We start from the raw sequence: 19,389 nt of genomic DNA, 5'->3' as shown, positions 1-19,389 counted from the left end.
TCTCCTACTTGGTGTGAACTAGGTAGGAGAATGTTATTTTTAGATAATTCTCATTTTTAAGAATCTTGAAAACATTCAATATTTACTTCGTGAAGCTTTTTTCATACTCCTATTCATGATATACTAGGTCAGTATTTTATAAATATGAAGGAGATTTACATGGCTAAAAAAGGTGCCCTAACAGGTTTACTCCTGTTTGGAATATTTTTTGGTGCGGGAAACTTGATTTTTCCGCCTTCTCTGGGTGCTCTATCTGGAGAACATTTTCTTCCTGCCATCGCAGGTTTTGTCTTTTCAGGCGTCGGTATCGCCGTCTTGACCCTTATTATTGGAACGCTAAATCCTAAAGGATACATCTACGAGATTTCAACAAAGATAGCGCCTTGGTTTGCGACTCTTTACCTCTCAGTTCTTTACTTGTCAATCGGTCCATTCTTTGCTATTCCACGTACTGCTACAACGGCTTACGAAGTAGGGATTAGCCCCCTTTTGTCGGATGCAAATAAAGGGCTTGGCTTGATTGTCTTTACCGTGCTTTACTTTGCAGCGGCGTATTTAATCTCGCTTAATCCATCAAAAATCTTGGACCGTATCGGCCGTATTTTAACACCAGTCTTTGCGATTTTGATCGTTATCTTGGTTGTTTTAGGAGCTTTCAAATACGGTGGAACAAGTCCTCAAGCTGCTTCAGCTGCTTATCAAGCTTCTGCCTTTGGGACAGGTTTCCTAGAAGGTTATAATACCTTGGATGCCCTTGCCTCTGTTGCTTTTAGTGTAATCGCAGTTCAAACCTTGAAACAACTTGGATTTTCAAGTAAGAAAGAATACATTTCAACTATTTGGGTTGTTGGTATCGTTGTTGCCCTTGCCTTCAGCGCTCTTTATATCGGTTTAGGTTTCCTTGGAAATCATTTCCCGGTACCAGCTGAAGCTATGAAGGGTGGAACACCAGGTGTTTACATCTTGTCACAAGCCACTCAAGAAATCTTTGGCTCAACAGCCCAACTCTTCCTTGCAGCTATGGTTACCGTAACCTGCTTCACAACAACAGTTGGTTTGATTGTGTCAACAGCTGAGTTCTTTAATGAACGCTTCCCACAAATCAGCTACAAGGTTTATGCGACAGCCTTTACCTTGATTGGATTTGCCATTGCTAATTTGGGTCTTGATGCGATTATCAAGTACTCCATTCCAGTACTGGTTATCTTGTACCCAATCACCATTGCCATCGTTATGATTGTCATTGTCAACAAATTTGTGGCTCTTTCAAAACCTGGTATGCAATTGACAATTGCTGTGGTTACAGCTATTGCCATTGCAAGCGTATTAGGAAGCTCGTTTAAGGTTGAGTTTCTTGCAAGCCTTGTCAACGCTCTTCCTTTTGCCAAGGCATCTCTCCCATGGTTGGTGCCAGCTATTGTCGGAATCTTGCTCTCATTGGTTCTACCAAACAAGCAAGAAAGCGATGTTTTTGAAATGGAATAATCATTAAAATCACTTTTGTAGTCAAGTCTACAGGAGTGATTTTCTTTTTTATCCGATGATAAATGTGTTATAATAGGTAGCAAAAGAGGTGAAGAAATGAATCAAACAGTAGAATATATCAAAGAACTGACAGCCATCGCATCGCCAACTGGTTTCACTCGTGAGATTTCGGACTATTTAGTCAAGACTCTAGAAGGTTTTGGTTACCAGCCGGTTCGCACAGCTAAGGGTGGTGTCAATGTAACCATTAAAGGTCAAAATGATGAAGAACACCGCTATGTGACTGCCCATGTAGATACGCTGGGTGCTATTGTCCGTGCTGTTAAAGCAGATGGTCGTCTCAAAATGGATCGTATCGGTGGTTTTCCTTGGAACATGATTGAAGGAGAAAACTGTACCGTTCACGTAGCTAGTACAGGTCAAAAGGTATCAGGAACCATTCTCATCCACCAGACTTCTTGCCATGTCTATAAGGATGCAGGAACTGCAGAACGCACGCAAGACAATATGGAAGTGCGTTTGGACGCAAAAGTAAGGAGTGAAAAAGAAACTCGTGCCTTGGGAATTGAAGTCGGTGATTTTATCAGCTTTGACCCACGAACCGTCGTGACAGAGACAGGTTTTATCAAGTCTCGTCATTTGGACGATAAGGTCAGCGCAGCGATTTTGCTTAACCTCCTTCGTATTTATAAGGAAGAGAAGATTGAATTGCCAGTAACAACCCATTTTGCTTTTTCAGTCTTTGAAGAAGTGGGACATGGTGCTAATTCTAATATTCCTGCTCAGGTAGTCGAATATCTGGCTGTGGATATGGGAGCCATGGGAGATGACCAGCAAACAGATGAATATACAGTGTCTATTTGTGTCAAGGATGCTTCAGGGCCTTATCACTATGACTTCCGTCAACATTTGGTCGCCTTGGCGAAAGAACAAGATATTCAATTTAAGCTGGATATCTATCCATTTTATGGTTCTGACGCTTCAGCGGCCATGTCCGCAGGTGCAGAGGTCAAACATGCCCTTCTCGGTGCTGGTATCGAGTCTAGCCACTCATATGAGCGTACCCATATTGACTCGGTGGTTGCAACGGAACGTATGGTTGATGCCTATCTTAAGAGCGATTTGGTAGATTGATATGTGCCTTATTTGCCAGAGAATTGAGCTCATCAAGAAGGGAGAAAATCCCTATTTTGTCAAAGAGTTGGAAACAGGCTATCTTGTGATTGGAGACCACCAGTATTTTGTAGGCTATAGTCTCTTTCTAGCCAAGGAACATGTCACGGAATTGCATCATTTAGAGAAGGAAACTAGAATCCGTTTTCTAGAGGAGATGAGTTTAGTCCAAGAGGCAGTTGCTAAGGTCTTTGATGCCGAGAAAATGAATATCGAACTGCTAGGAAATGGTGATGCCCATCTTCATTGGCATCTTTTTCCTAGACGAAGAGGTGACATGAATGGTCACGGTCTAAAGGGGCGTGGGCCAGTCTGGTGGGTTCCCTTTGAAGAAATGACAGCAGAAACCTGCCAAGCAAAACCGGATGAGATTAAAAAATTAGTCAATTGTTTATCGCCAGAAGTAGACAACCTATTAGAAATAAAGGAGTAGAAATGAAGAAAAGATACCTTATCTTGACAGCCTTGCTAGCCTTGGGTCTAGCAGCTTGTTCACAAGAAAAAGCAAAAAATGAAGATGGAGCAGCTAAGACAGAACAAACAGCCAAAGTTGATGGAACAGTCGGAAATAAGTCTCAAGAAGCTACCCAGAAAAAAGCAGAAGTGGTTAATAAGGGTGACTACTACAGTATCCAAGGGAAATACGATGAAATTATCGTAGCAAATAAACACTATCCATTATCGAAAAACTACAATCCAGGTGAAAATCCAACAGCTAAGGCTGAGTTGGTCAAACTCATCAAAGCGATGCAAGAGGCAGGCTTCCCAATTAGTGATCAATACAGTGGTTTTAGAAGTTACGAGACTCAGACTAACCTCTATCAAGATTATGTCAATAAAGATGGAAAGGCTGCAGCAGACCGTTACTCTGCCCGCCCTGGCTATAGCGAGCACCAGACAGGCTTGGCCTTTGATGTGATTGGGACAAATGGTGATTTGGTGACAGAAGAAAAAGCGGCCCAATGGCTCTTGGACCATGCGGCTGATTATGGTTTTGTTGTCCGTTATCTTAAAGGTAAGGAAAAGGAAACAGGCTATATGGCTGAGGAATGGCACCTTCGTTATGTCGGAAAAGAGGCTAAAGAGATTGCAGCTAGTGGCCTCAGTTTGGAAGAGTATTTCGGCTTTGAAGGTGGAGATTACGTCGATTAAAAAATAAACTTTTCTCTTGCAATTCTAGATAAATAGTGTATAATAGATGAGTATGTGTAAAGCATACTTGTGGGAGGTAAAAATCTTTAATTACCGCCAAAACCACAAAGGAGGATTTAAAAATGGCTAAAAAAGTCGAAAAACTTGTAAAATTGCAAATCCCTGCTGGTAAAGCTACACCAGCTCCACCGGTTGGACCTGCTCTTGGTCAAGCTGGTATCAACATCATGGGATTCACAAAAGAGTTCAACGCTCGTACAGCTGACCAAGCTGGTATGATCATTCCAGTTGTTATCTCAGTTTACGAAGATAAATCATTTACTTTCATCACTAAAACACCACCAGCTGCTGTTCTTTTGAAAAAAGCTGCAGGTGTTGAAAAAGGATCAGGTACACCTAACAAAACTAAAGTTGCTACAGTTACTCGTGCACAAGTACAAGAAATTGCAGAAACTAAGATGCCAGATTTGAACGCAGCAAACATTGAGTCTGCAATGCGTATGATCGAAGGTACTGCTCGTTCTATGGGATTCACTGTTGTTGACTAATCAATAACACGGTAGAAAATCTCACAGCAGTCTATTAGTTGCTTTTCATACTAGGCAAGTGACTGATGCTTGTACATGAGTACAGCAAGGGAACTTAACGACGTAGGAAAAGAAAAATAATAGACTGAAAACCCGCAAGACTTCATCATTTCGAGAAGTGACGTGGGAGATGAAAATCGATTGAACCACTTACAAGGAGAATAGAAAATGGCTAAAAAAAGCAAACAACTTCGTGCTGCTCTTGAGAAAATCGACAGCACAAAAGCATACAGTGTAGAAGAAGCTGTAGCACTTGCAAAAGAAACTAACTTTGCAAAATTTGACGCAACTGTAGAAGTTGCTTACAACTTGAACATCGACGTTAAAAAAGCTGACCAACAAATCCGTGGAGCAATGGTATTGCCAAACGGTACTGGTAAAACTTCACGCGTTCTTGTTTTCGCACGTGGTGCAAAAGCTGAAGAAGCAAAGGCTGCTGGTGCAGACTTTGTTGGTGAAGATGACCTTGTTGCTAAAATCAACGACGGTTGGTTGGACTTCGACGTAGTTATTGCTACACCTGACATGATGGCTCTTGTTGGACGTCTTGGACGTGTCCTTGGACCACGTAACTTGATGCCAAACCCTAAAACTGGTACTGTAACAATGGATGTTGCTAAAGCAGTTGAAGAGTCTAAAGGTGGTAAAATCACTTACCGTGCTGACCGTGCAGGTAACGTTCAAGCAATCATCGGTAAAGTATCATTTGAAGCTGAAAAATTGGTTGAAAACTTCAAAGCTTTCAACGAAACAATCCAAAAAGCAAAACCAGCTACAGCTAAAGGAACTTACGTAACAAACTTGACTATCACAACTACTCAAGGTGTTGGTATCAAAGTTGACGTAAACTCACTTTAATCAGTAGTTTATATCAGAGAACGAGTACGAAAGTACTCGTTTTTTTAGGTGCGACGGACATTTCGTTCATCTGAGGTGTAAATCCTCTGCGGGGATCATATACTAGTAAACCCAAAAGTGATTCCCAAGTCTAACTATTGTGAGTAGCTGATCGAACGGAATTAGGATAGACTGTTTAAGTCTGACGTTGGAAATAAGAATCGGCAGAGAAAGAGATAGAGAAATCTTGGCTCTATGAATAGGCACGTGATAGTAAAGCGTATATAGCGGATAAGGAGGCCAGAAACTCTAAAGTACAAATATGTAGTCGTAAGCTATATGCGTAAACTACGTGAGCAATTGAATTCGAACTAGAGAGGTGATTAATAGATTCATGCTATAGTCATGGCAGCTTGTATGCTTTTGATTCTAGTTTATCAAAAACTAGATTAGAATTGTCAGACAATATCATTTTATGTTATAATGAAGAAAAAACAGAGGTGTTCAAATGTCAGAAGCAGGTCATAAGTTTTTAGCAAAACTGGGGAAAAAACGCTTACGTCCAGGTGGAAAACGTGCCACAGATTGGTTAATTGCAGAAGGAGGATTTTCAAAAGAAAAGAGAATATTAGAGGTTGCGTGTAATAGGGGAACTACAGCAATTGAGTTGGCACAGCGTTTTGGTTGTAAGATAACTGCTGTTGATATGGATGGACAAGCCTTAGAAGTGGCTAAAAAATCTGCTGAAACGGCAGGTGTTGGTCATTTGATCAGTTTTGAACGAGCAAATGCAATGAAACTTCCTTATGAAGATGCTAGTTTTGATATTGTTATAAATGAAGCTATGCTGACTATGCAAGCCGATCAAGCTAAGAAAAAATGTGTAATGGAGTATCTAAGGGTTTTAAAACCTGAAGGTCTTCTTTTGACACATGATGTGCTTCTTAAGGAAGCTAAAGAGTCTATCAGACATGAATTGTCACAAGCAATTCATGTAAATGTAGGTCCTTTAACTCAAGATGGTTGGGAACAGGTGATGATAGAATCAGGTTATCGTGATGTGAAAGTATTGACTGGTGAAATGACATTAATGAAATTATCAGGTATGATTTATGACGAAGGTTGGCTAGGAACTTTGAGAATTTGTATAAATGCTTGTAAAAAGGAGAATAGAAAGCAGTTTTTAACGATGTATAAAATGTTTGATAAGCATAAAAAGAACTTGGGCTTTATTGCTATGGCTAGTTATAAATCGTCAAATCGTTAGATAATTATTGAAGTTAACTTTTCCTTTTTTCTTTCTTAAAAAATATGCTATAATAGAGAGTAAAAAACTTTGAAAGAAAGAAAAAGATGAATTTAAAAGATTACATTGCAACAATTGAAAATTATCCAAAGGAAGGGATTACCTTCCGTGATATCAGTCCTTTGATGGCTGATGGAAATGCTTATAGCTATGCTGTTCGTGAAATCGTTCAATATGCTACTGACAAGAAAATTGATATGATCGTGGGACCTGAGGCTCGTGGTTTTATCGTGGGCTGTCCAGTTGCCTTTGAGTTGGGAATTGGATTCGCACCTGTTCGCAAACCAGGTAAATTGCCACGCGAAGTTATTTCTGCTGACTATGAAAAAGAGTACGGTGTTGATACCTTGACTATGCACGCGGATGCCATCAAGCCAGGTCAACGTGTTCTTATCGTAGATGATCTCTTGGCAACAGGTGGAACTGTTAAGGCAACTATCGAAATGATTGAAAAACTTGGTGGTGTTGTAGCAGGTTGTGCCTTCCTTGTTGAATTGGATGAATTGAATGGCCGTGAAAAAATCGGTGACTACGATTACAAGGTTCTTATGCATTATTAATCAAAAACAGTCCCTAGGGCTGTTTTCTCTACATTAGGATATAAAAATAGACTATAGCTAGTTAGAGAAAAAGTATAATTGAAAACTATATCTTCTTGCAGTATAATAAAAGGACTAGGTGTTTGAGATTTGGCTTCAAACATATGCAATTATTCCTGAAAGAGTACAGTTAGGAGAGGGTTATGCCGATTCGAATTGATAAAAAATTACCAGCTGTTGAGATTCTACGGACAGAGAACATCTTTGTCATGGATGATCAACGTGCTGCCCACCAAGATATCCGTCCTTTGAAGATTTTAATTTTAAATCTCATGCCACAGAAAATGGTCACAGAAACCCAATTGTTACGCCATTTGGCGAATACGCCCTTGCAACTGGATATTGATTTTCTTTATATGGAAAGCCATCGTTCTAAGACAACTCGTTCAGAGCACATGGAGACCTTCTATAAAACTTTTCCAGAGGTTAAGGACGAGTATTTTGATGGGATGATTATCACGGGTGCTCCAGTTGAGCATTTACCATTTGAGGAAGTGGACTATTGGGAGGAATTCAGTCAGGTAATAGAGTGGTCCAAGACCCATGTCTATTCGACCCTTCATATCTGTTGGGGTGCTCAGGCTGGGCTTTATCTGCGTTATGGAGTGGAAAAATACCAGATGGACAGTAAGTTATCAGGTATCTATCCTCAGGACACCTTAAAGGAAGGTCATCTTCTTTTTAGAGGCTTTGACGATAGCTATGTATCCCCTCATTCTCGGCACACGGAGATTTCTAAAGAAGAGGTCTTAAACAAAACCAATCTCGAGATTTTATCAGAGGGTCCTCAGGTTGGGGTTTCGATTTTGGCCAGTCGTGATTTGCGAGAAATTTATAGTTTTGGGCATTTGGAATATGATCGTGATACCTTGGCAAAAGAGTATTTTAGGGATCGTGACGCAGGTTTAGACCCACATATTCCAGAAAATTACTTTAAGGATGATGATGTTAATCAGACCCCTTGTCTTTGTTGGTCTTCATCAGCAGCCCTCTTTTTCAGTAACTGGGTGAACTATGCCGTCTATCAGGAAACCCCTTTTGACTGGAGAAAAATAGAAGATGATGCATCTGCATTTGGGTATTTATAAGAGGAATTATGACATATTTAGACGCTTTTAAATCAGGGAACTTGGTTTTACCGAGTGCCCTGCTCTTGCATTTTAAGGAACTCTTTCCTTCTAGCGACGATTTTCTGGTCTGGCAATTTTTCTATTTGCAAAATACGACAGGTTTGGATGAAATGTCCCCAAGCCAGATTGCTGAAAGGATTGGCAAGGAAATTTCGGATGTCAATCAGGCTATTTCCAATCTGACAGAGAGGGGACTGCTTCAGTATCGAACCATCGAATTGAATGGTGAAATTGAATTGCTTTTTGATGCTAGTTTGGCATTGGAACGTTTGGATGACCTGCTTGGAGCCGCTCATTCAAGTTCAGACCAGTTGCCACCTCAAAATCAGCTCAAGAATTTGGTGGAAACTTTCCAGCAGGAGTTGGGGCGCTTGTTGACGCCTTTTGAGATTGAGGATTTGACCAAGACCCTTAAGGAAGATGGAACCAGTGCTGATTTGATTAAGGAAGCTCTTCGTGAAGCTGTTTTGAATGGGAAATCAAACTGGAAGTACATTCAGGCGATTTTAAGAAACTGGCGCCATGAAGGCATCAAAAGTGTGGCTCAAATCGAGGCTAAGCGAGCAGAGAGAGAAGCAAGCAATCCTCAGTTGACACAGGTATCTGCAGATTTCAGAAATGCCATGGATCTTTGGAAAGATTAATCGTTGGAAGCAGGCTTGAAATCCGAGTAAGATTTGCAAGCTGTGTATAATTGTGATAAAATAAATAGAAAATAAATTGAAAAAAGAGGTATGTGAAATGTCACGTAAACCATTTATCGCTGGTAACTGGAAAATGAACAAAAATCCAGAAGAAGCTAAAGCATTCGTTGAAGCAGTTGCGTCAAAACTTCCTTCATCAGATCTTGTTGAAGCAGGTATCGCTGCTCCAGCTCTTGATTTGACAGCTGTTCTTGCTGCTGCAAAAGGTTCAAACCTTAAAGTTGCTGCTCAAAACTGCTACTTTGAAAATGCAGGTGCTTTTACTGGTGAAACTAGCCCACAAGTTTTGAAAGAAATCGGTACTGATTACGTTGTTATCGGTCACTCAGAACGCCGTGACTACTTCCATGAAACTGACGAAGATATCAACAAAAAAGCAAAAGCAATCTTTGCAAATGGTATGCTTCCAATCATCTGTTGTGGTGAGTCACTTGAAACTTACGAAGCTGGTAAAGCTGCTGAGTTTGTAGGTGCTCAAGTATCTGCTGCATTGGCTGGATTGACTGCTGAACAAGTTGCTGCCTCAGTTATCGCTTACGAGCCAATCTGGGCTATCGGTACTGGTAAATCAGCTTCACAAGACGACGCACAAAAAATGTGTAAAGTTGTTCGTGACGTTGTAGCTGCTGACTTCGGTCAAGAAGTTGCAGACAAAGTTCGTGTTCAATACGGTGGTTCTGTTAAACCTGAAAACGTTGCTTCATACATGGCTTGCCCAGACGTTGACGGTGCCCTTGTAGGTGGTGCGTCACTTGAAGCAGAAAGCTTCTTGGCATTGCTTGACTTTGTAAAATAATCTAAGTTATTCCAGACAGACAGTCAAAAGTACTAGGTGACTTTGACTGCCTGTCTTATTTTTATTTAGAGAGTTCTTGTGAAATAGGAAGTTTTTCCTACAGGAGCTAGTAAGACAAACTTGATCAATCTACTCATACGTTTTTACGATGTTAGAGCAGGTTCTATCTTGGTTGACGGGTAGAATATTCGCAAATTGTCACGCCAAGAGTACCGCCGTCAGTTTGGGATTGTCTTACAGGATGCTTGGCTTTATGAAGGTACGATCAAAGAAAACCTACGTTTTGGAAATCTTGACGCCAGTGACGAGGAAATAATAGAAGCTGCCAAAGCAGCAAATGTAGACCATTTTATTCGAACTCTTCCTGGTGGTTATAACATGGATATGGACCAATACTCCAGCAATATTTCCCTCGGGCAAAAACAACTGTTGACCGTCGCGCGTGCTCTCTAACCAATTTTAAAATTCTCATTTTTGATGAAGCGACTTCCTCTGTTGATACCCGTTTGGAGCTTTTAATTCAAAAAGCTATGAAACGCTTGATGAAAGGAAGAACCATCTTTATCATCGCACACTGTCTCTAGAACATTCAAGAAGTAAATAAGATTCTTGTTCTTAAGGATGGACAGATTATTGAGCAGAGAAATTGCGAAAGCTCACTCTAAGCAAAAGGCTTTTATTATGATCTTTACCATAGCCAATTTTCAAGTAAATCTGATAAAGTGAGCTAATCAGAACTAACTAAACTTTTCTTAAATTATCAGTCTATTGCAACTTTTCTCATGTGAGTCATTTGGCTTGCTATTGGTTTTCATTAGTAGTATACTAAGGGAGTAAACACTAAGAAGTGGTTACAAATAATAATGAATGAGGTAAAATAAAATGGTAGAATTGAAAAAAGAAGCAGTAAAAGACGTAACATCATTGACAAAAGCAGCGCCAGTAGCATTGGCAAAAACAAAGGAAGTCTTGAACCAAGCTGTTGCTGATTTATACGTAGCCCACGTTGCCTTGCACCAAGTGCACTGGTACATGCGTGGTCGTGGTTTCCTTGTATGGCATCCAAAAATGGATGAATACATGGACAGCCTTGATGGCTATCTTGACGAAATCAGCGAACGCTTGATTACACTTGGGGGAAGCCCATTCTCTACTTTGACAGAATTCCTTCAACATAGTGAAATCGAAGAAGAAGAAGGAGAATTCCGTAGTGTTGAAGAAAGCTTGGAACGTGTCCTAGATGTTTATCGTTATCTCATCACTCTGTTCCAAAAAGCTTTGGATGTTACTGATGAAGAAGGTGATGATGTGACAAACGATATCTTTGTTGGTGCTAAAGCTGAACTTGAGAAAACGGTTTGGATGCTTGCGGCAGAACTTGGACAAGCACCTGGTTTGTAAGATAAATGCATCCCTTTCTATCATGAGTTTCTGTATCACTACTCATGATAAACTATCTTTTAAAAATCATGTAGCAGACAAAGTTACATGATTTTTTCTTTGCTTCTCCGGCGACTCATTTGTCAAAATGCTGATTTTAAGGTATAATAGTTGCTGTTCGAGAAATTTTGATTTTCAAAGAATAGTGAATGATGATAAGGAGAAACCATGAACAACCTACCAAATTGCCCAAAATGTAATTCAGAGTATGTCTACGAAGACGGTGCCCTACTGGTTTGCCCAGAGTGTGCTCATGAGTGGAATCCTGCTGAAGTTGCAGATGTAGAAGAGGGCCTTGTTGCTATCGATGCCAACGGGAATAAATTGGCTGACGGTGATACAGTAACCCTCATCAAGGACTTGAAAGTAAAAGGTGCGCCAAAAGATTTGAAACAAGGGACGCGCGTGAAAAATATCCGCATCGTAGAAGGCGACCACAATATCGACTGTAAGATTGATGGCTTCGGTGCCATGAAACTCAAATCAGAGTTTGTGAAGAAAATTTAAGCATGTCAAAAAACTACAAACTTACATTTTATAGCCGTATCTTCTTGTTTCTAGCGGCTTTTACGGGAGTTTATCTTGAAATCGCCAAGCATGGTGGATTTGGGATGCTTCTCTATTACACGGTTCTGTCCAACCTCTTAGTAGCGATTTTTACGCTCTATCTACTAAAGGTTATGAGCCGTTTAGGTGAAAACTGGCAAAGGCCAAGTCTCCTGCGCTTAAAAGGTGGGGTCACCATGAGTATCATGATTACCTGTGTGATTTACCATTTCCTTTTAGCGCCCATTGCGACTAATTTCTATACTCTGGAAAATTTCCTTTGCCACTATATCGTTCCCCTCTGGTTTTTAGCAGATACCCTCTTTTTTGACAAACAGGGTCAATACAAGATTTGGGATCCAGTTGTGTGGACGATTTTACCCTTGCTTTATATGATTTTTGCTCTTTTTAATGGCTTGGTACTGAAACTAGAAATTCCTAATTCTAAGGTCAGTCCCTTCCCTTACTTCTTTTTGAATGTGAACAAGGGGTGGGATGTCGTGTTCAAGTGGTGTCTGATTATCTTTGTTGCCTATATGGTGGCAGGATTTATCTTCTACTTTATTAAGCAAATCAAGAGAAAGTCATCCTAATACTCTTCGAAAATCTCTTCAAACCACGTCAGTTTCCATCTGCAACCTCAAAACACTGCTTTGAGCAACCTGCGGCTAGCTTCCTAGTTTGCTTTTTGATTTTCATTGAGTATAAGACACAAGAGATTCATTTTCGAGTTTAAGAAGGAGTCTATACACCCAAGAGGCTTTTTCTTTTCTTGCCTGTTTGATAACTATCAAAAAAGTAGAAGATTAAGAGAAATATAGAAAGAGATTTCATGAAACAATTTTTAGAACGGGCCAGTATTTTGGCTCTCTCCCTCGTTTTGATTACATCCTTTTCCATCTCGAGTGCTCTGCCAGCCATGTTTGACTATTATCAAGGTTATCCTAAGGAACAAATTGAGCTCTTGGCGAGCTTGCCTTCCTTTGGAATCATGATTATGTTATTACTAAATGGTTTCTTAGAAAAAATATTTCCTGAGCGATTACAGATTAGTTTGGGCTTGCTAATATTATCTCTTAGTGGAATCGCACCTTTCTGGTATCAAGCCTACCCCTTTGTTTTTGGAACACGGATTCTTTTTGGTTTGGGTGTTGGGATGATTAATGCCAAGGCCATTTCCATTATCAGTGAACGCTATCAAGGAAAAACGCGAATTCAGATGTTAGGGCTACGCGGTTCTGCAGAGGTCGTTGGGGCTTCTCTCATTACCTTGGCAGTCGGCCAATTGTTGGCCTTCGGTTGGACAGCTACCTTCCTAGCCTATAGTGCTGGATTTTTGGTACTGACCCTTTATCTGCTCTTTGTCCCTTATGGAAAGGAAAAGAAAGAAGTCAAGAAAAAAGCGAAGGAAGTAAGTCGCTTAACTCGAGAAATGAAAGGCTTGATTTTTACCCTAGCTATTGAAGCGGCAGTTGTAGTTTGTACCAATACAGCTATTACCATCCGTATTCCAAGTTTGATGGTGGAAAGAGGACTTGGAGATGCCCAGTTATCTAGTTTTGTTCTTAGTATCATGCAGTTGATTGGGATTGTGGCTGGGGTGAGTTTTTCTTTCTTGATTTCTATCTTTAAGGAAAAATTGCTCCTCTGGTCTGGTATTACCTTCGGCTTAGGGCAAATTGTGATTGCCTTGTCTCCATCCTTGTGGGTGGTAGTGGCAGGGAGTATTCTGGCTGGTTTTGCCTACAGTGTAGCCTTGACGACGGTCTTTCAACTGGTCTCTGAACGAATTCCAGCTAAACTCCTCAATCAAGCAACTTCATTTGCTGTATTAGGCTGTAGTTTCGGAGCTTTTACGACTCCATTCGTTCTAGGTGCGATTGGCTTACTAAGTCACAATGGTATGTTGGTCTTTAGTATCTTAGGAGGGTGGTTGATTGTAACCTCTATCTTTGTCATGTACTTACTTCAAAAGAGAGCTTAGGATTGGTTTCCTAAGTTTTTCTTTTTGTGAATTTTGCACCCAGACAATATTTGTTTTTGAACCTTGTTTTCAGATTATTTTCTTGATAAAATAGAAGTTATGACGAGATATAAAGCAACTATTTCCTATGATGGTTACGCCTTTGCGGGCTTTCAACGCCAGCCCCATGCGCGTAGCGTTCAGGAAGAAATAGAAAAAACCTTGACCAGGTTAAATAAGGGGCAAGCCATTACTGTTCACGGTGCTGGTAGGACAGATAGTGGGGTTCATGCCTTGGGACAGGTTATTCATTTTGACCTGCCTTATCAAATGGATGAGGAGAAGCTCCGTTTTGCTCTAGACACTCAGTCCCCTGAAGATATTGATGTGATTTCGATTGAGCTTGTGGCGGATGATTTTCATTGCCGTTATGCCAAGCACAGTAAGACCTATGAGTTTATCGTGGATAGGGGCCGTCCCAAGAATCCTATGCGCCGTCACTATGCCACTCACTTTCCCTATCCACTCGATGTGGAACGCATGCAGATTGCAATCAAAAAGCTAGAGGGAACACATGATTTTACCGGTTTTACAGCCTCTGGGACTAGTGTAGAGGACAAGGTTCGTACTATTACAGAAGCTAGTCTTAGGGTTGATGAGACAGGCCAGTTTTTGACTTTTACCTTTTCAGGAAATGGTTTCTTGTATAAGCAGATTCGCAATATGGTGGGGACACTGCTCAAAATCGGCAATAACCGCATGCCAGTAGAGCAGATTGACCTCATCTTGGAGAAAAAGGACAGGCAGCTTGCAGGTCCCACTGCAGCACCAAATGGTTTATATTTAAAGGAGATTCGTTATGAAGAATAATCGTATTTTAGCACTTTCTGGAAACGATATTTTTAGTGGTGGTGGTTTGTCCGCGGATTTGGCTACCTATACCTTGAACGGCTTGCATGGCTTTGTAGCAGTGACCTGTTTGACAGCCTTGACGGAAAAGGGCTTTGAAGTCTTTCCAACTGACGATACCATTTTTCAACATGAATTAGATAGCTTGCGTGATGTGGAGTTTGGGGGGATTAAGATTGGTCTTTTACCAACTGTCAGTGTGGCTGAGAAGGCCTTGGACTTTATCAAGCAACGCCCAGGAGTGCCTGTGGTTCTGGATCCTGTCCTGGTCTGCAAGGAAACGCACGACGTAGCAGTTAGTGAACTCTGCCAAGAGTTGATTCGTTTTTTCCCTTATGTTAGTGTGATTACGCCTAATCTTCCTGAAGCAGAATTATTGGCTGGTCAGGAAATTAAAACCTTGGAAGACATGAGGGCTGCAGCACAGAAATTGCATGACTTAGGAGCACCAGCAGTCATTATCAAGGGAGGCAATCGCCTTAGTCAGGACAAGGCTGTAGATGTCTTTTATGATGGACAAACCTTTACAGTCTTAGAAAATCCTGTCATCCAAGGGCAAAATGCTGGTGCAGGTTGTACCTTTGCTTCTAGCATTGCCAGTCACTTGCTTAAAGGTGATGAACTTTTACCAGCAGTAGAAAGCTCTAAGGCTTTCGTTTACCGTGCCATTGCACAAGCAGATCAGTATGGAGTAAGACAATATGAAGCAAACCAAAACAACTAAAATCGCCCTTGTATCCCTATTAACCGCCCTCTCTGTGGTTCTAGGTTATTTCTTAAAAATTCCAACACCGACAGGCATTCTAACTCTTTTAGATGCAGGTGTCTTCTTTACGGCCTTCTACTTTGGTAGTCGTGAAGGGGCTGTAGTAGGAGGACTAGCAGGTTTTTTGATTGACCTCTTATCAGGATATCCTCAGTGGATGTTCTTTAGCTTGGTCAACCATGGCTTGCAGGGATTTTTCGCAGGATTTAAAGGAAAAACTCAGTGGTTAGGCCTTATCTTAGCAACGATTGCCATGGTAGGGGGTTACGCCTTGGGTTCTACATTGATGAATGGCTGGGCTGCAGCTCTACCAGAAATTTTACCAAATTTCATGCAAAATATCGTGGGAATGGTTGTAGGGTTTGTGCTTAGTAAAAGTATCAAGAAGATTAAGTAAAGAGGCTGAGTCAAAAGTCTTTCAAATAAGAAAAACGCATAATATCAGGTGTTGAACCTTGATACTATGCGTTTTATTGTGGGAAGATTTTATACTCTTCTAAAATCTCTTCAAACCGCGTCAACGTCGCCTTACCGTAGATATGGTTACTGACTTCATCAGTCTTATCTACAACCTCAAAACAGTGTTTTGAGCAACCTGTGGCTAGTTTCCTAGTTTGCTCTTTGATTTTCATTGAGTATTAGATGAATATTAATCAAAATAAAGCAAGTCTTTGCTGGTGCTTGTAAAGAGGTCAAAGCCATCCTTGGTAACAACACCGCAGTCTTCAATACGAACACCGACTTTACCAGGGATATAGATACCCGGTTCAACAGAGAAGCACATGCCTTCTTCGATGATCATGTCGTTTCCTTCCATGATAGATGGGAATTCGTGAACATCCATACCGATACCATGACCGAGACGGTGGTTGAAGTACTCGCCGTAACCAGCTTTTTCAATGACCTCACGGGCAGCGCGGTCCACTTCATGGGCAGTCACACCTGGTTTGATAAAGTCAAGAGCAGCTTGTTGGGCTTCAAGAGTCAAGTTATAAATATCTTTCTTGAAATGGTCTGGTTTACCAACAGCGACTGTACGAGTCATATCTGAAGCATAGCCGTTGACGAGAACCCCTAGGTCAAAGAGGAGAAGAGAATCATTTTCAACCTTATTAGCTGCTGGAATACCGTGTGGATTTGCAGCATTATCACCAGTCAAGACCATGGTATCAAAACTCATTTCATAGCCTTCACGTTTCATGGCAAAGTCGATTTGAGCGATGATATCTGTCTCCGTCTTATCAAGAGAAATATTGTCAAACCCCACTTTAACAGCCTTGTCCGCATAGAGACCTGCAACCATCATTTTTTGCACTTCGTCAGCTGATTTGATGAGGCGCATGCGTTGGATACGAGGTGTGAGGTTTTCAAACTCAGCAGTTTCAAAAACGGTTTTTAAACCATGATATTTTGTCAAGATGAGATTGTCAAACTCAACAGCGACACGTTTGAAGTCAAGTTGTGGAAGAGCATGTTTTATTTTTTGCCATGGATTTTCAGAATCCACATAGCCCACAACTGGGAAGGAAACAGTACTACTTGCACGCTCCACTTCAAGGGCTGGGACAAAGAGGAGAGGTTCCTGATCTGCTAGGACAAAAAGGAACATTTGGCGTTCATGGGGATCACTGTAAAAGCCAGTGAGATAATTGATTGTGACGGGGTCAGATACGACAGCGACGTCTAGTTTTTCTGATTCAAGATATGTTACGATTTGTTGTAATTTAGACATATGCTACCTTCTTTCTACCCCTCTATTTTGGCAAAAAATGAGAGAAAATGCAAGGGAGAAGGGTAAAAGAACAGACAAAAAGAACTCCGACAAGATAACGGAGTTCTTTGATATAGTTTCACTTTGTTTAAGAAAAGTCAGCTTTGCTTTTGACGTCGCTGTATTCCTCAGCGATTTCTTGGCTGAGAATGTCCTCATAGGCAGGGAGTTGGATGTCCTGACCATATTTCTTCTTGAGGGCAGTAGTGACTAGGCGATAAGCTAGATTGGCATTACGAGAGAGGATAGGCCCGTGGAAGTAGGAACCAAAGACATTCTTATAATGAACCCCTTCGCCGACTTTTTCTTCGTTATTTCCATTACCATAGACAACCTGTCCCAGCGGTTTTTGGTCATCTGAGAGGAAGGTACGGCCCTGATGATTTTCAAAACCATAGTAGGTTTCATCGAAATCTTCATTGTGAATCTTGATGTCACCGATAAAACGGTTATTGGTCTGGTTGAGGGTGTAGTGGCCCATGACACCTAGACCTTCGATACGTCTCCCTGAAGCTTCAACATAATATTGCCCCAATAGTTGGAAACCACCGCAGATAGCCAGAACTACACCGTTGTTTTGGATGTAGTTGTCAATGCTCTCTTTTTTAGCAGGTAGGTCGTCTGCAATAATACTTTGTTCAAAGTCTTGACCGCCACCGAAAAAGGCGATGTCGTAGTGATTTTCATCAAAATCATCATGAAGTGAAACGATGTCAACCGTCACATGGGCTCCCAGTTTTTCAGCCACATACTTGAGCATGAGGATGTTTCCATTGTCCCCGTAGGTATTCATGAGATTTCCGTAGAGGTGAGCAATGTTGAGCTGATAAGGGTAATTGCCAGCTTTTGAGGAAAGTGAAGTATAAACCATTAGTTCATCTCCTTTCTAACAATCTGACGACTAGCCAGCAGTTCGCGGAATTCAAGCATAGCAGTATAGGTAGCTAGGATATAGGCATGTTTGCAGTCTTGGTTCTCAATGGTTTTAAGAACTTGTTCCAGCCTACTTGTTTCAGTAATTTTATCAGCTGGATAGCCTGTTACTCGGAGACGACGTGCAATTTCAGAATGACGGACACCACCAGCGTTGATTTCAGGAATGTCCATCTCAGTGATTTGTTCAAAATCAGCATCCCAGATCCAGCTTGTATCAATTCCATCTGCATAGTTAGCGTTAAGGAGGACAGATAGGCTAAATGGATAAGGTGCTAGTTTGATCATTTCGATAGCTTGGGTTGCACCGACTGGATTTTTAATCAAGACGAGGGTACATTCCTTGTCCCCGATATGGAAGGTTTCTTGACGTCCAAAAACAGCACGGCTCTTATCAAATCCCTGCTTGATTAGTTGGGAATCTGCACCAAGGAAACGGGCGATGGCAACCGCAGCTAGGGCGTTGTAGATATTGTAGAGTCCCCCGATTTGGATACCGTATTCTTGGCCGTCAATGACAAAGCGAGAGCGATTGTTGGTTAACTCAACCAATTCTGTCAAGCGATAGTCAAGATCAGGACGTTTACATCCGCAGTCTTCACAGATATAGGCACCCAAGTTTGCATAGGTATTATGCTCATATTTGAGGATGCCTTGGCAGTCAGGACAGAGAATCCCTTCGGTATTATAGTGAGCCAGCTGGGCTGAACCTTTCTCCAAGTCAAAACCAAAATACTCTACAGGATTTGGAATAGCTGGCTTGTAGAAAAGTGGACTGTCTCCATTAAGGAGAACAGTGGCAGTAGGCACCTTACGAATAGCATCTAAAATCATCTTGTAAGTTGTGTAAATCTCACCATAGCGGTCCATCTGGTCACGGAAGATATTCGTGATGACAAAAAGGCTTGGCTGGATATAGTCACAGATACGAGATAGACTGGCTTCATCGATTTCTAGAACGGCAATATTTTTCCCAGTTTTAGAAGATTTGGCTGTTAAGAAGGTTGTCGCAATTCCTGTAATCATGTTGGCACCGCTTGGGTTGGTAAGAACCTGACCATAAACCTCTTTTAAAATGCCGACAGTGAGGGCAGTTGTCAAGGTTTTTCCGTTGGTTCCAGTGACCACGACAATCTCATAGTTCTTAGCTAGGTTTTGTAAAATATCTTTATCAAATTGAAGGGCAAGTTTTCCTGGAAGCGTACTTCCACGGCCAAGATGGCTCAAAACGAAGTGGGAAGAACGCCCAGCAAGAAGGCCCAAAGTAGTTTTTAATTTCATGTTTCTATTAT

Annotated in this window: 21 protein-coding genes and 1 pseudogene; 19 read left to right on the top strand and 3 right to left on the bottom strand. The window is 41.2% G+C overall.

Annotated elements, in window-relative coordinates; all coding sequences use genetic code 11:
* Positions 1-159 precede the first annotated feature (159 nt).
* From brnQ to KUA57_RS07765, 19 genes and pseudogenes are all read left to right on the top strand, one after another.
* Positions 160-1,485, top strand: coding sequence for a branched-chain amino acid transport system II carrier protein (gene brnQ / locus KUA57_RS07855; protein ID WP_049492399.1), 1,326 nt, complete (start codon positions 160-162; stop codon positions 1,483-1,485).
* Positions 1,486-1,581: 96 nt separating this feature from the next.
* A complete protein-coding gene (locus tag KUA57_RS07850; RefSeq protein WP_218494015.1) occupies positions 1,582-2,619 on the top strand; it encodes a M42 family metallopeptidase in 1,038 nt (345 codons plus the stop codon).
* A 1-nt stretch (position 2,620) separates the two neighbouring features.
* Positions 2,621-3,091: an HIT family protein gene (locus KUA57_RS07845; protein ID WP_218494014.1), complete on the top strand. Its 471-nt coding sequence runs from the start codon at positions 2,621-2,623 to the stop codon at positions 3,089-3,091.
* Positions 3,092-3,093: 2 nt separating this feature from the next.
* Positions 3,094-3,810: an LD-carboxypeptidase LdcB/DacB gene (ldcB, locus tag KUA57_RS07840; protein ID WP_049510676.1), complete on the top strand. Its 717-nt coding sequence runs from the start codon at positions 3,094-3,096 to the stop codon at positions 3,808-3,810.
* Positions 3,811-3,932: 122 nt separating this feature from the next.
* Complete coding sequence (gene rplK / locus KUA57_RS07835) at positions 3,933-4,358, top strand: 50S ribosomal protein L11 (RefSeq protein WP_001085806.1); 426 nt, start codon at positions 3,933-3,935, stop codon at positions 4,356-4,358.
* A 207-nt stretch (positions 4,359-4,565) separates the two neighbouring features.
* A complete protein-coding gene (rplA, locus tag KUA57_RS07830; RefSeq protein WP_001085675.1) occupies positions 4,566-5,255 on the top strand; it encodes a 50S ribosomal protein L1 in 690 nt (229 codons plus the stop codon).
* A gap of 487 nt (positions 5,256-5,742) precedes the next feature.
* The gene (locus tag KUA57_RS07825) at positions 5,743-6,501 is read left to right on the top strand and encodes a class I SAM-dependent methyltransferase (protein WP_218494013.1); all 759 of its coding nucleotides are present in this window, start codon (positions 5,743-5,745) and stop codon (positions 6,499-6,501) included.
* A gap of 86 nt (positions 6,502-6,587) precedes the next feature.
* Positions 6,588-7,100: an adenine phosphoribosyltransferase gene (locus KUA57_RS07820; protein ID WP_001049318.1), complete on the top strand. Its 513-nt coding sequence runs from the start codon at positions 6,588-6,590 to the stop codon at positions 7,098-7,100.
* Positions 7,101-7,282: 182 nt separating this feature from the next.
* Complete coding sequence (gene metA / locus KUA57_RS07815; protein ID WP_054367748.1) at positions 7,283-8,227, top strand: homoserine O-acetyltransferase MetA; 945 nt, start codon at positions 7,283-7,285, stop codon at positions 8,225-8,227.
* A gap of 8 nt (positions 8,228-8,235) precedes the next feature.
* A complete protein-coding gene (locus KUA57_RS07810; RefSeq protein WP_061864300.1) occupies positions 8,236-8,913 on the top strand; it encodes a DnaD domain-containing protein in 678 nt (225 codons plus the stop codon).
* Between the two features lie 97 nt (positions 8,914-9,010).
* Positions 9,011-9,769 (top strand): triose-phosphate isomerase, encoded by a 759-nt coding sequence (gene tpiA / locus KUA57_RS07805; protein ID WP_000087891.1) that lies wholly within the window; start codon positions 9,011-9,013, stop codon positions 9,767-9,769.
* A gap of 90 nt (positions 9,770-9,859) precedes the next feature.
* Positions 9,860-10,434, top strand: a pseudogene (locus KUA57_RS07800) (ATP-binding cassette domain-containing protein); the annotation flags it as partial.
* Positions 10,435-10,651: 217 nt separating this feature from the next.
* On the top strand, positions 10,652-11,170 hold the full coding sequence (locus KUA57_RS07795; protein WP_049510669.1) for a Dps family protein: 519 nt from the start codon (positions 10,652-10,654) through the stop codon (positions 11,168-11,170).
* Between the two features lie 207 nt (positions 11,171-11,377).
* Positions 11,378-11,716, top strand: a complete 339-nt coding sequence (locus KUA57_RS07790; RefSeq protein WP_001061584.1) for a zinc ribbon domain-containing protein YjdM — start codon at positions 11,378-11,380, stop codon at positions 11,714-11,716.
* A 2-nt stretch (positions 11,717-11,718) separates the two neighbouring features.
* The gene (locus KUA57_RS07785) at positions 11,719-12,348 is read left to right on the top strand and encodes a Pr6Pr family membrane protein (RefSeq protein ID WP_124787806.1); all 630 of its coding nucleotides are present in this window, start codon (positions 11,719-11,721) and stop codon (positions 12,346-12,348) included.
* A gap of 239 nt (positions 12,349-12,587) precedes the next feature.
* The gene (locus KUA57_RS07780; RefSeq protein WP_049510666.1) at positions 12,588-13,739 is read left to right on the top strand and encodes an MFS transporter; all 1,152 of its coding nucleotides are present in this window, start codon (positions 12,588-12,590) and stop codon (positions 13,737-13,739) included.
* A 99-nt stretch (positions 13,740-13,838) separates the two neighbouring features.
* Complete coding sequence (gene truA, locus KUA57_RS07775) at positions 13,839-14,588, top strand: tRNA pseudouridine(38-40) synthase TruA (RefSeq protein ID WP_125416066.1); 750 nt, start codon at positions 13,839-13,841, stop codon at positions 14,586-14,588.
* Positions 14,578-15,351, top strand: a complete 774-nt coding sequence (locus KUA57_RS07770; RefSeq protein ID WP_218494012.1) for a bifunctional hydroxymethylpyrimidine kinase/phosphomethylpyrimidine kinase — start codon at positions 14,578-14,580, stop codon at positions 15,349-15,351. Before truA ends, KUA57_RS07770 begins: the two co-directional genes overlap by 11 nt.
* Positions 15,329-15,790, top strand: a complete 462-nt coding sequence (locus tag KUA57_RS07765; RefSeq protein WP_061864297.1) for an ECF transporter S component — start codon at positions 15,329-15,331, stop codon at positions 15,788-15,790. The genes KUA57_RS07770 and KUA57_RS07765 overlap by 23 nt, the downstream gene beginning before the upstream one ends.
* A gap of 252 nt (positions 15,791-16,042) precedes the next feature.
* Here KUA57_RS07765 and KUA57_RS07760 read toward each other — a convergent pair whose 3' ends face one another.
* The 3 genes from KUA57_RS07760 to murT form a co-directional block, all read right to left on the bottom strand.
* Entirely contained in the window at positions 16,043-17,125 is a 1,083-nt protein-coding gene (locus tag KUA57_RS07760; protein ID WP_061864295.1) for a M24 family metallopeptidase, read from the bottom strand.
* A gap of 127 nt (positions 17,126-17,252) precedes the next feature.
* Positions 17,253-18,035: a lipid II isoglutaminyl synthase subunit GatD gene (gene gatD, locus KUA57_RS07755; protein ID WP_218494011.1), complete on the bottom strand. Its 783-nt coding sequence runs from the start codon at positions 18,033-18,035 to the stop codon at positions 17,253-17,255.
* On the bottom strand, positions 18,035-19,378 hold the full coding sequence (gene murT, locus KUA57_RS07750) for a lipid II isoglutaminyl synthase subunit MurT (RefSeq protein ID WP_218494010.1): 1,344 nt from the start codon (positions 19,376-19,378) through the stop codon (positions 18,035-18,037). Before murT ends, gatD begins: the two co-directional genes overlap by 1 nt.
* Positions 19,379-19,389: the final 11 nt, after the last annotated feature.

Source organism: Streptococcus vulneris, from assembly GCF_019218685.1.
Taxonomy (GTDB): Bacteria; Bacillota; Bacilli; order Lactobacillales; family Streptococcaceae; genus Streptococcus; species Streptococcus vulneris.
The sequence above is the reverse complement of the archived record's forward strand: the minus strand, read 5'-3'. Positions and strand labels throughout refer to the sequence as shown.

Bases quoted from the DNA above. Each gene is read 5' to 3' on its own strand.
- brnQ (WP_049492399.1), top strand. From the start codon at position 160: ATGGCTAAAAAAGGTGCCCTAACAGGTTTACTCCTGTTTGGAATATTT.
- KUA57_RS07850 (WP_218494015.1), top strand. From the start codon at position 1,582: ATGAATCAAACAGTAGAATATATCAAAGAACTGACAGCCATCGCATCG.
- KUA57_RS07845 (WP_218494014.1), top strand. From the start codon at position 2,621: ATGTGCCTTATTTGCCAGAGAATTGAGCTCATCAAGAAGGGAGAAAAT.
- ldcB (WP_049510676.1), top strand. From the start codon at position 3,094: ATGAAGAAAAGATACCTTATCTTGACAGCCTTGCTAGCCTTGGGTCTA.
- rplK (WP_001085806.1), top strand. From the start codon at position 3,933: ATGGCTAAAAAAGTCGAAAAACTTGTAAAATTGCAAATCCCTGCTGGT.
- rplA (WP_001085675.1), top strand. From the start codon at position 4,566: ATGGCTAAAAAAAGCAAACAACTTCGTGCTGCTCTTGAGAAAATCGAC.
- KUA57_RS07825 (WP_218494013.1), top strand. From the start codon at position 5,743: ATGTCAGAAGCAGGTCATAAGTTTTTAGCAAAACTGGGGAAAAAACGC.
- KUA57_RS07820 (WP_001049318.1), top strand. From the start codon at position 6,588: ATGAATTTAAAAGATTACATTGCAACAATTGAAAATTATCCAAAGGAA.
- metA (WP_054367748.1), top strand. From the start codon at position 7,283: ATGCCGATTCGAATTGATAAAAAATTACCAGCTGTTGAGATTCTACGG.
- KUA57_RS07810 (WP_061864300.1), top strand. From the start codon at position 8,236: ATGACATATTTAGACGCTTTTAAATCAGGGAACTTGGTTTTACCGAGT.
- tpiA (WP_000087891.1), top strand. From the start codon at position 9,011: ATGTCACGTAAACCATTTATCGCTGGTAACTGGAAAATGAACAAAAAT.
- KUA57_RS07795 (WP_049510669.1), top strand. From the start codon at position 10,652: ATGGTAGAATTGAAAAAAGAAGCAGTAAAAGACGTAACATCATTGACA.
- KUA57_RS07790 (WP_001061584.1), top strand. From the start codon at position 11,378: ATGAACAACCTACCAAATTGCCCAAAATGTAATTCAGAGTATGTCTAC.
- KUA57_RS07785 (WP_124787806.1), top strand. From the start codon at position 11,719: ATGTCAAAAAACTACAAACTTACATTTTATAGCCGTATCTTCTTGTTT.
- KUA57_RS07780 (WP_049510666.1), top strand. From the start codon at position 12,588: ATGAAACAATTTTTAGAACGGGCCAGTATTTTGGCTCTCTCCCTCGTT.
- truA (WP_125416066.1), top strand. From the start codon at position 13,839: ATGACGAGATATAAAGCAACTATTTCCTATGATGGTTACGCCTTTGCG.
- KUA57_RS07770 (WP_218494012.1), top strand. From the start codon at position 14,578: ATGAAGAATAATCGTATTTTAGCACTTTCTGGAAACGATATTTTTAGT.
- KUA57_RS07765 (WP_061864297.1), top strand. From the start codon at position 15,329: ATGAAGCAAACCAAAACAACTAAAATCGCCCTTGTATCCCTATTAACC.
- KUA57_RS07760 (WP_061864295.1), bottom strand. From the start codon at position 17,125: ATGTCTAAATTACAACAAATCGTAACATATCTTGAATCAGAAAAACTA.
- gatD (WP_218494011.1), bottom strand. From the start codon at position 18,035: ATGGTTTATACTTCACTTTCCTCAAAAGCTGGCAATTACCCTTATCAG.
- murT (WP_218494010.1), bottom strand. From the start codon at position 19,378: ATGAAATTAAAAACTACTTTGGGCCTTCTTGCTGGGCGTTCTTCCCAC.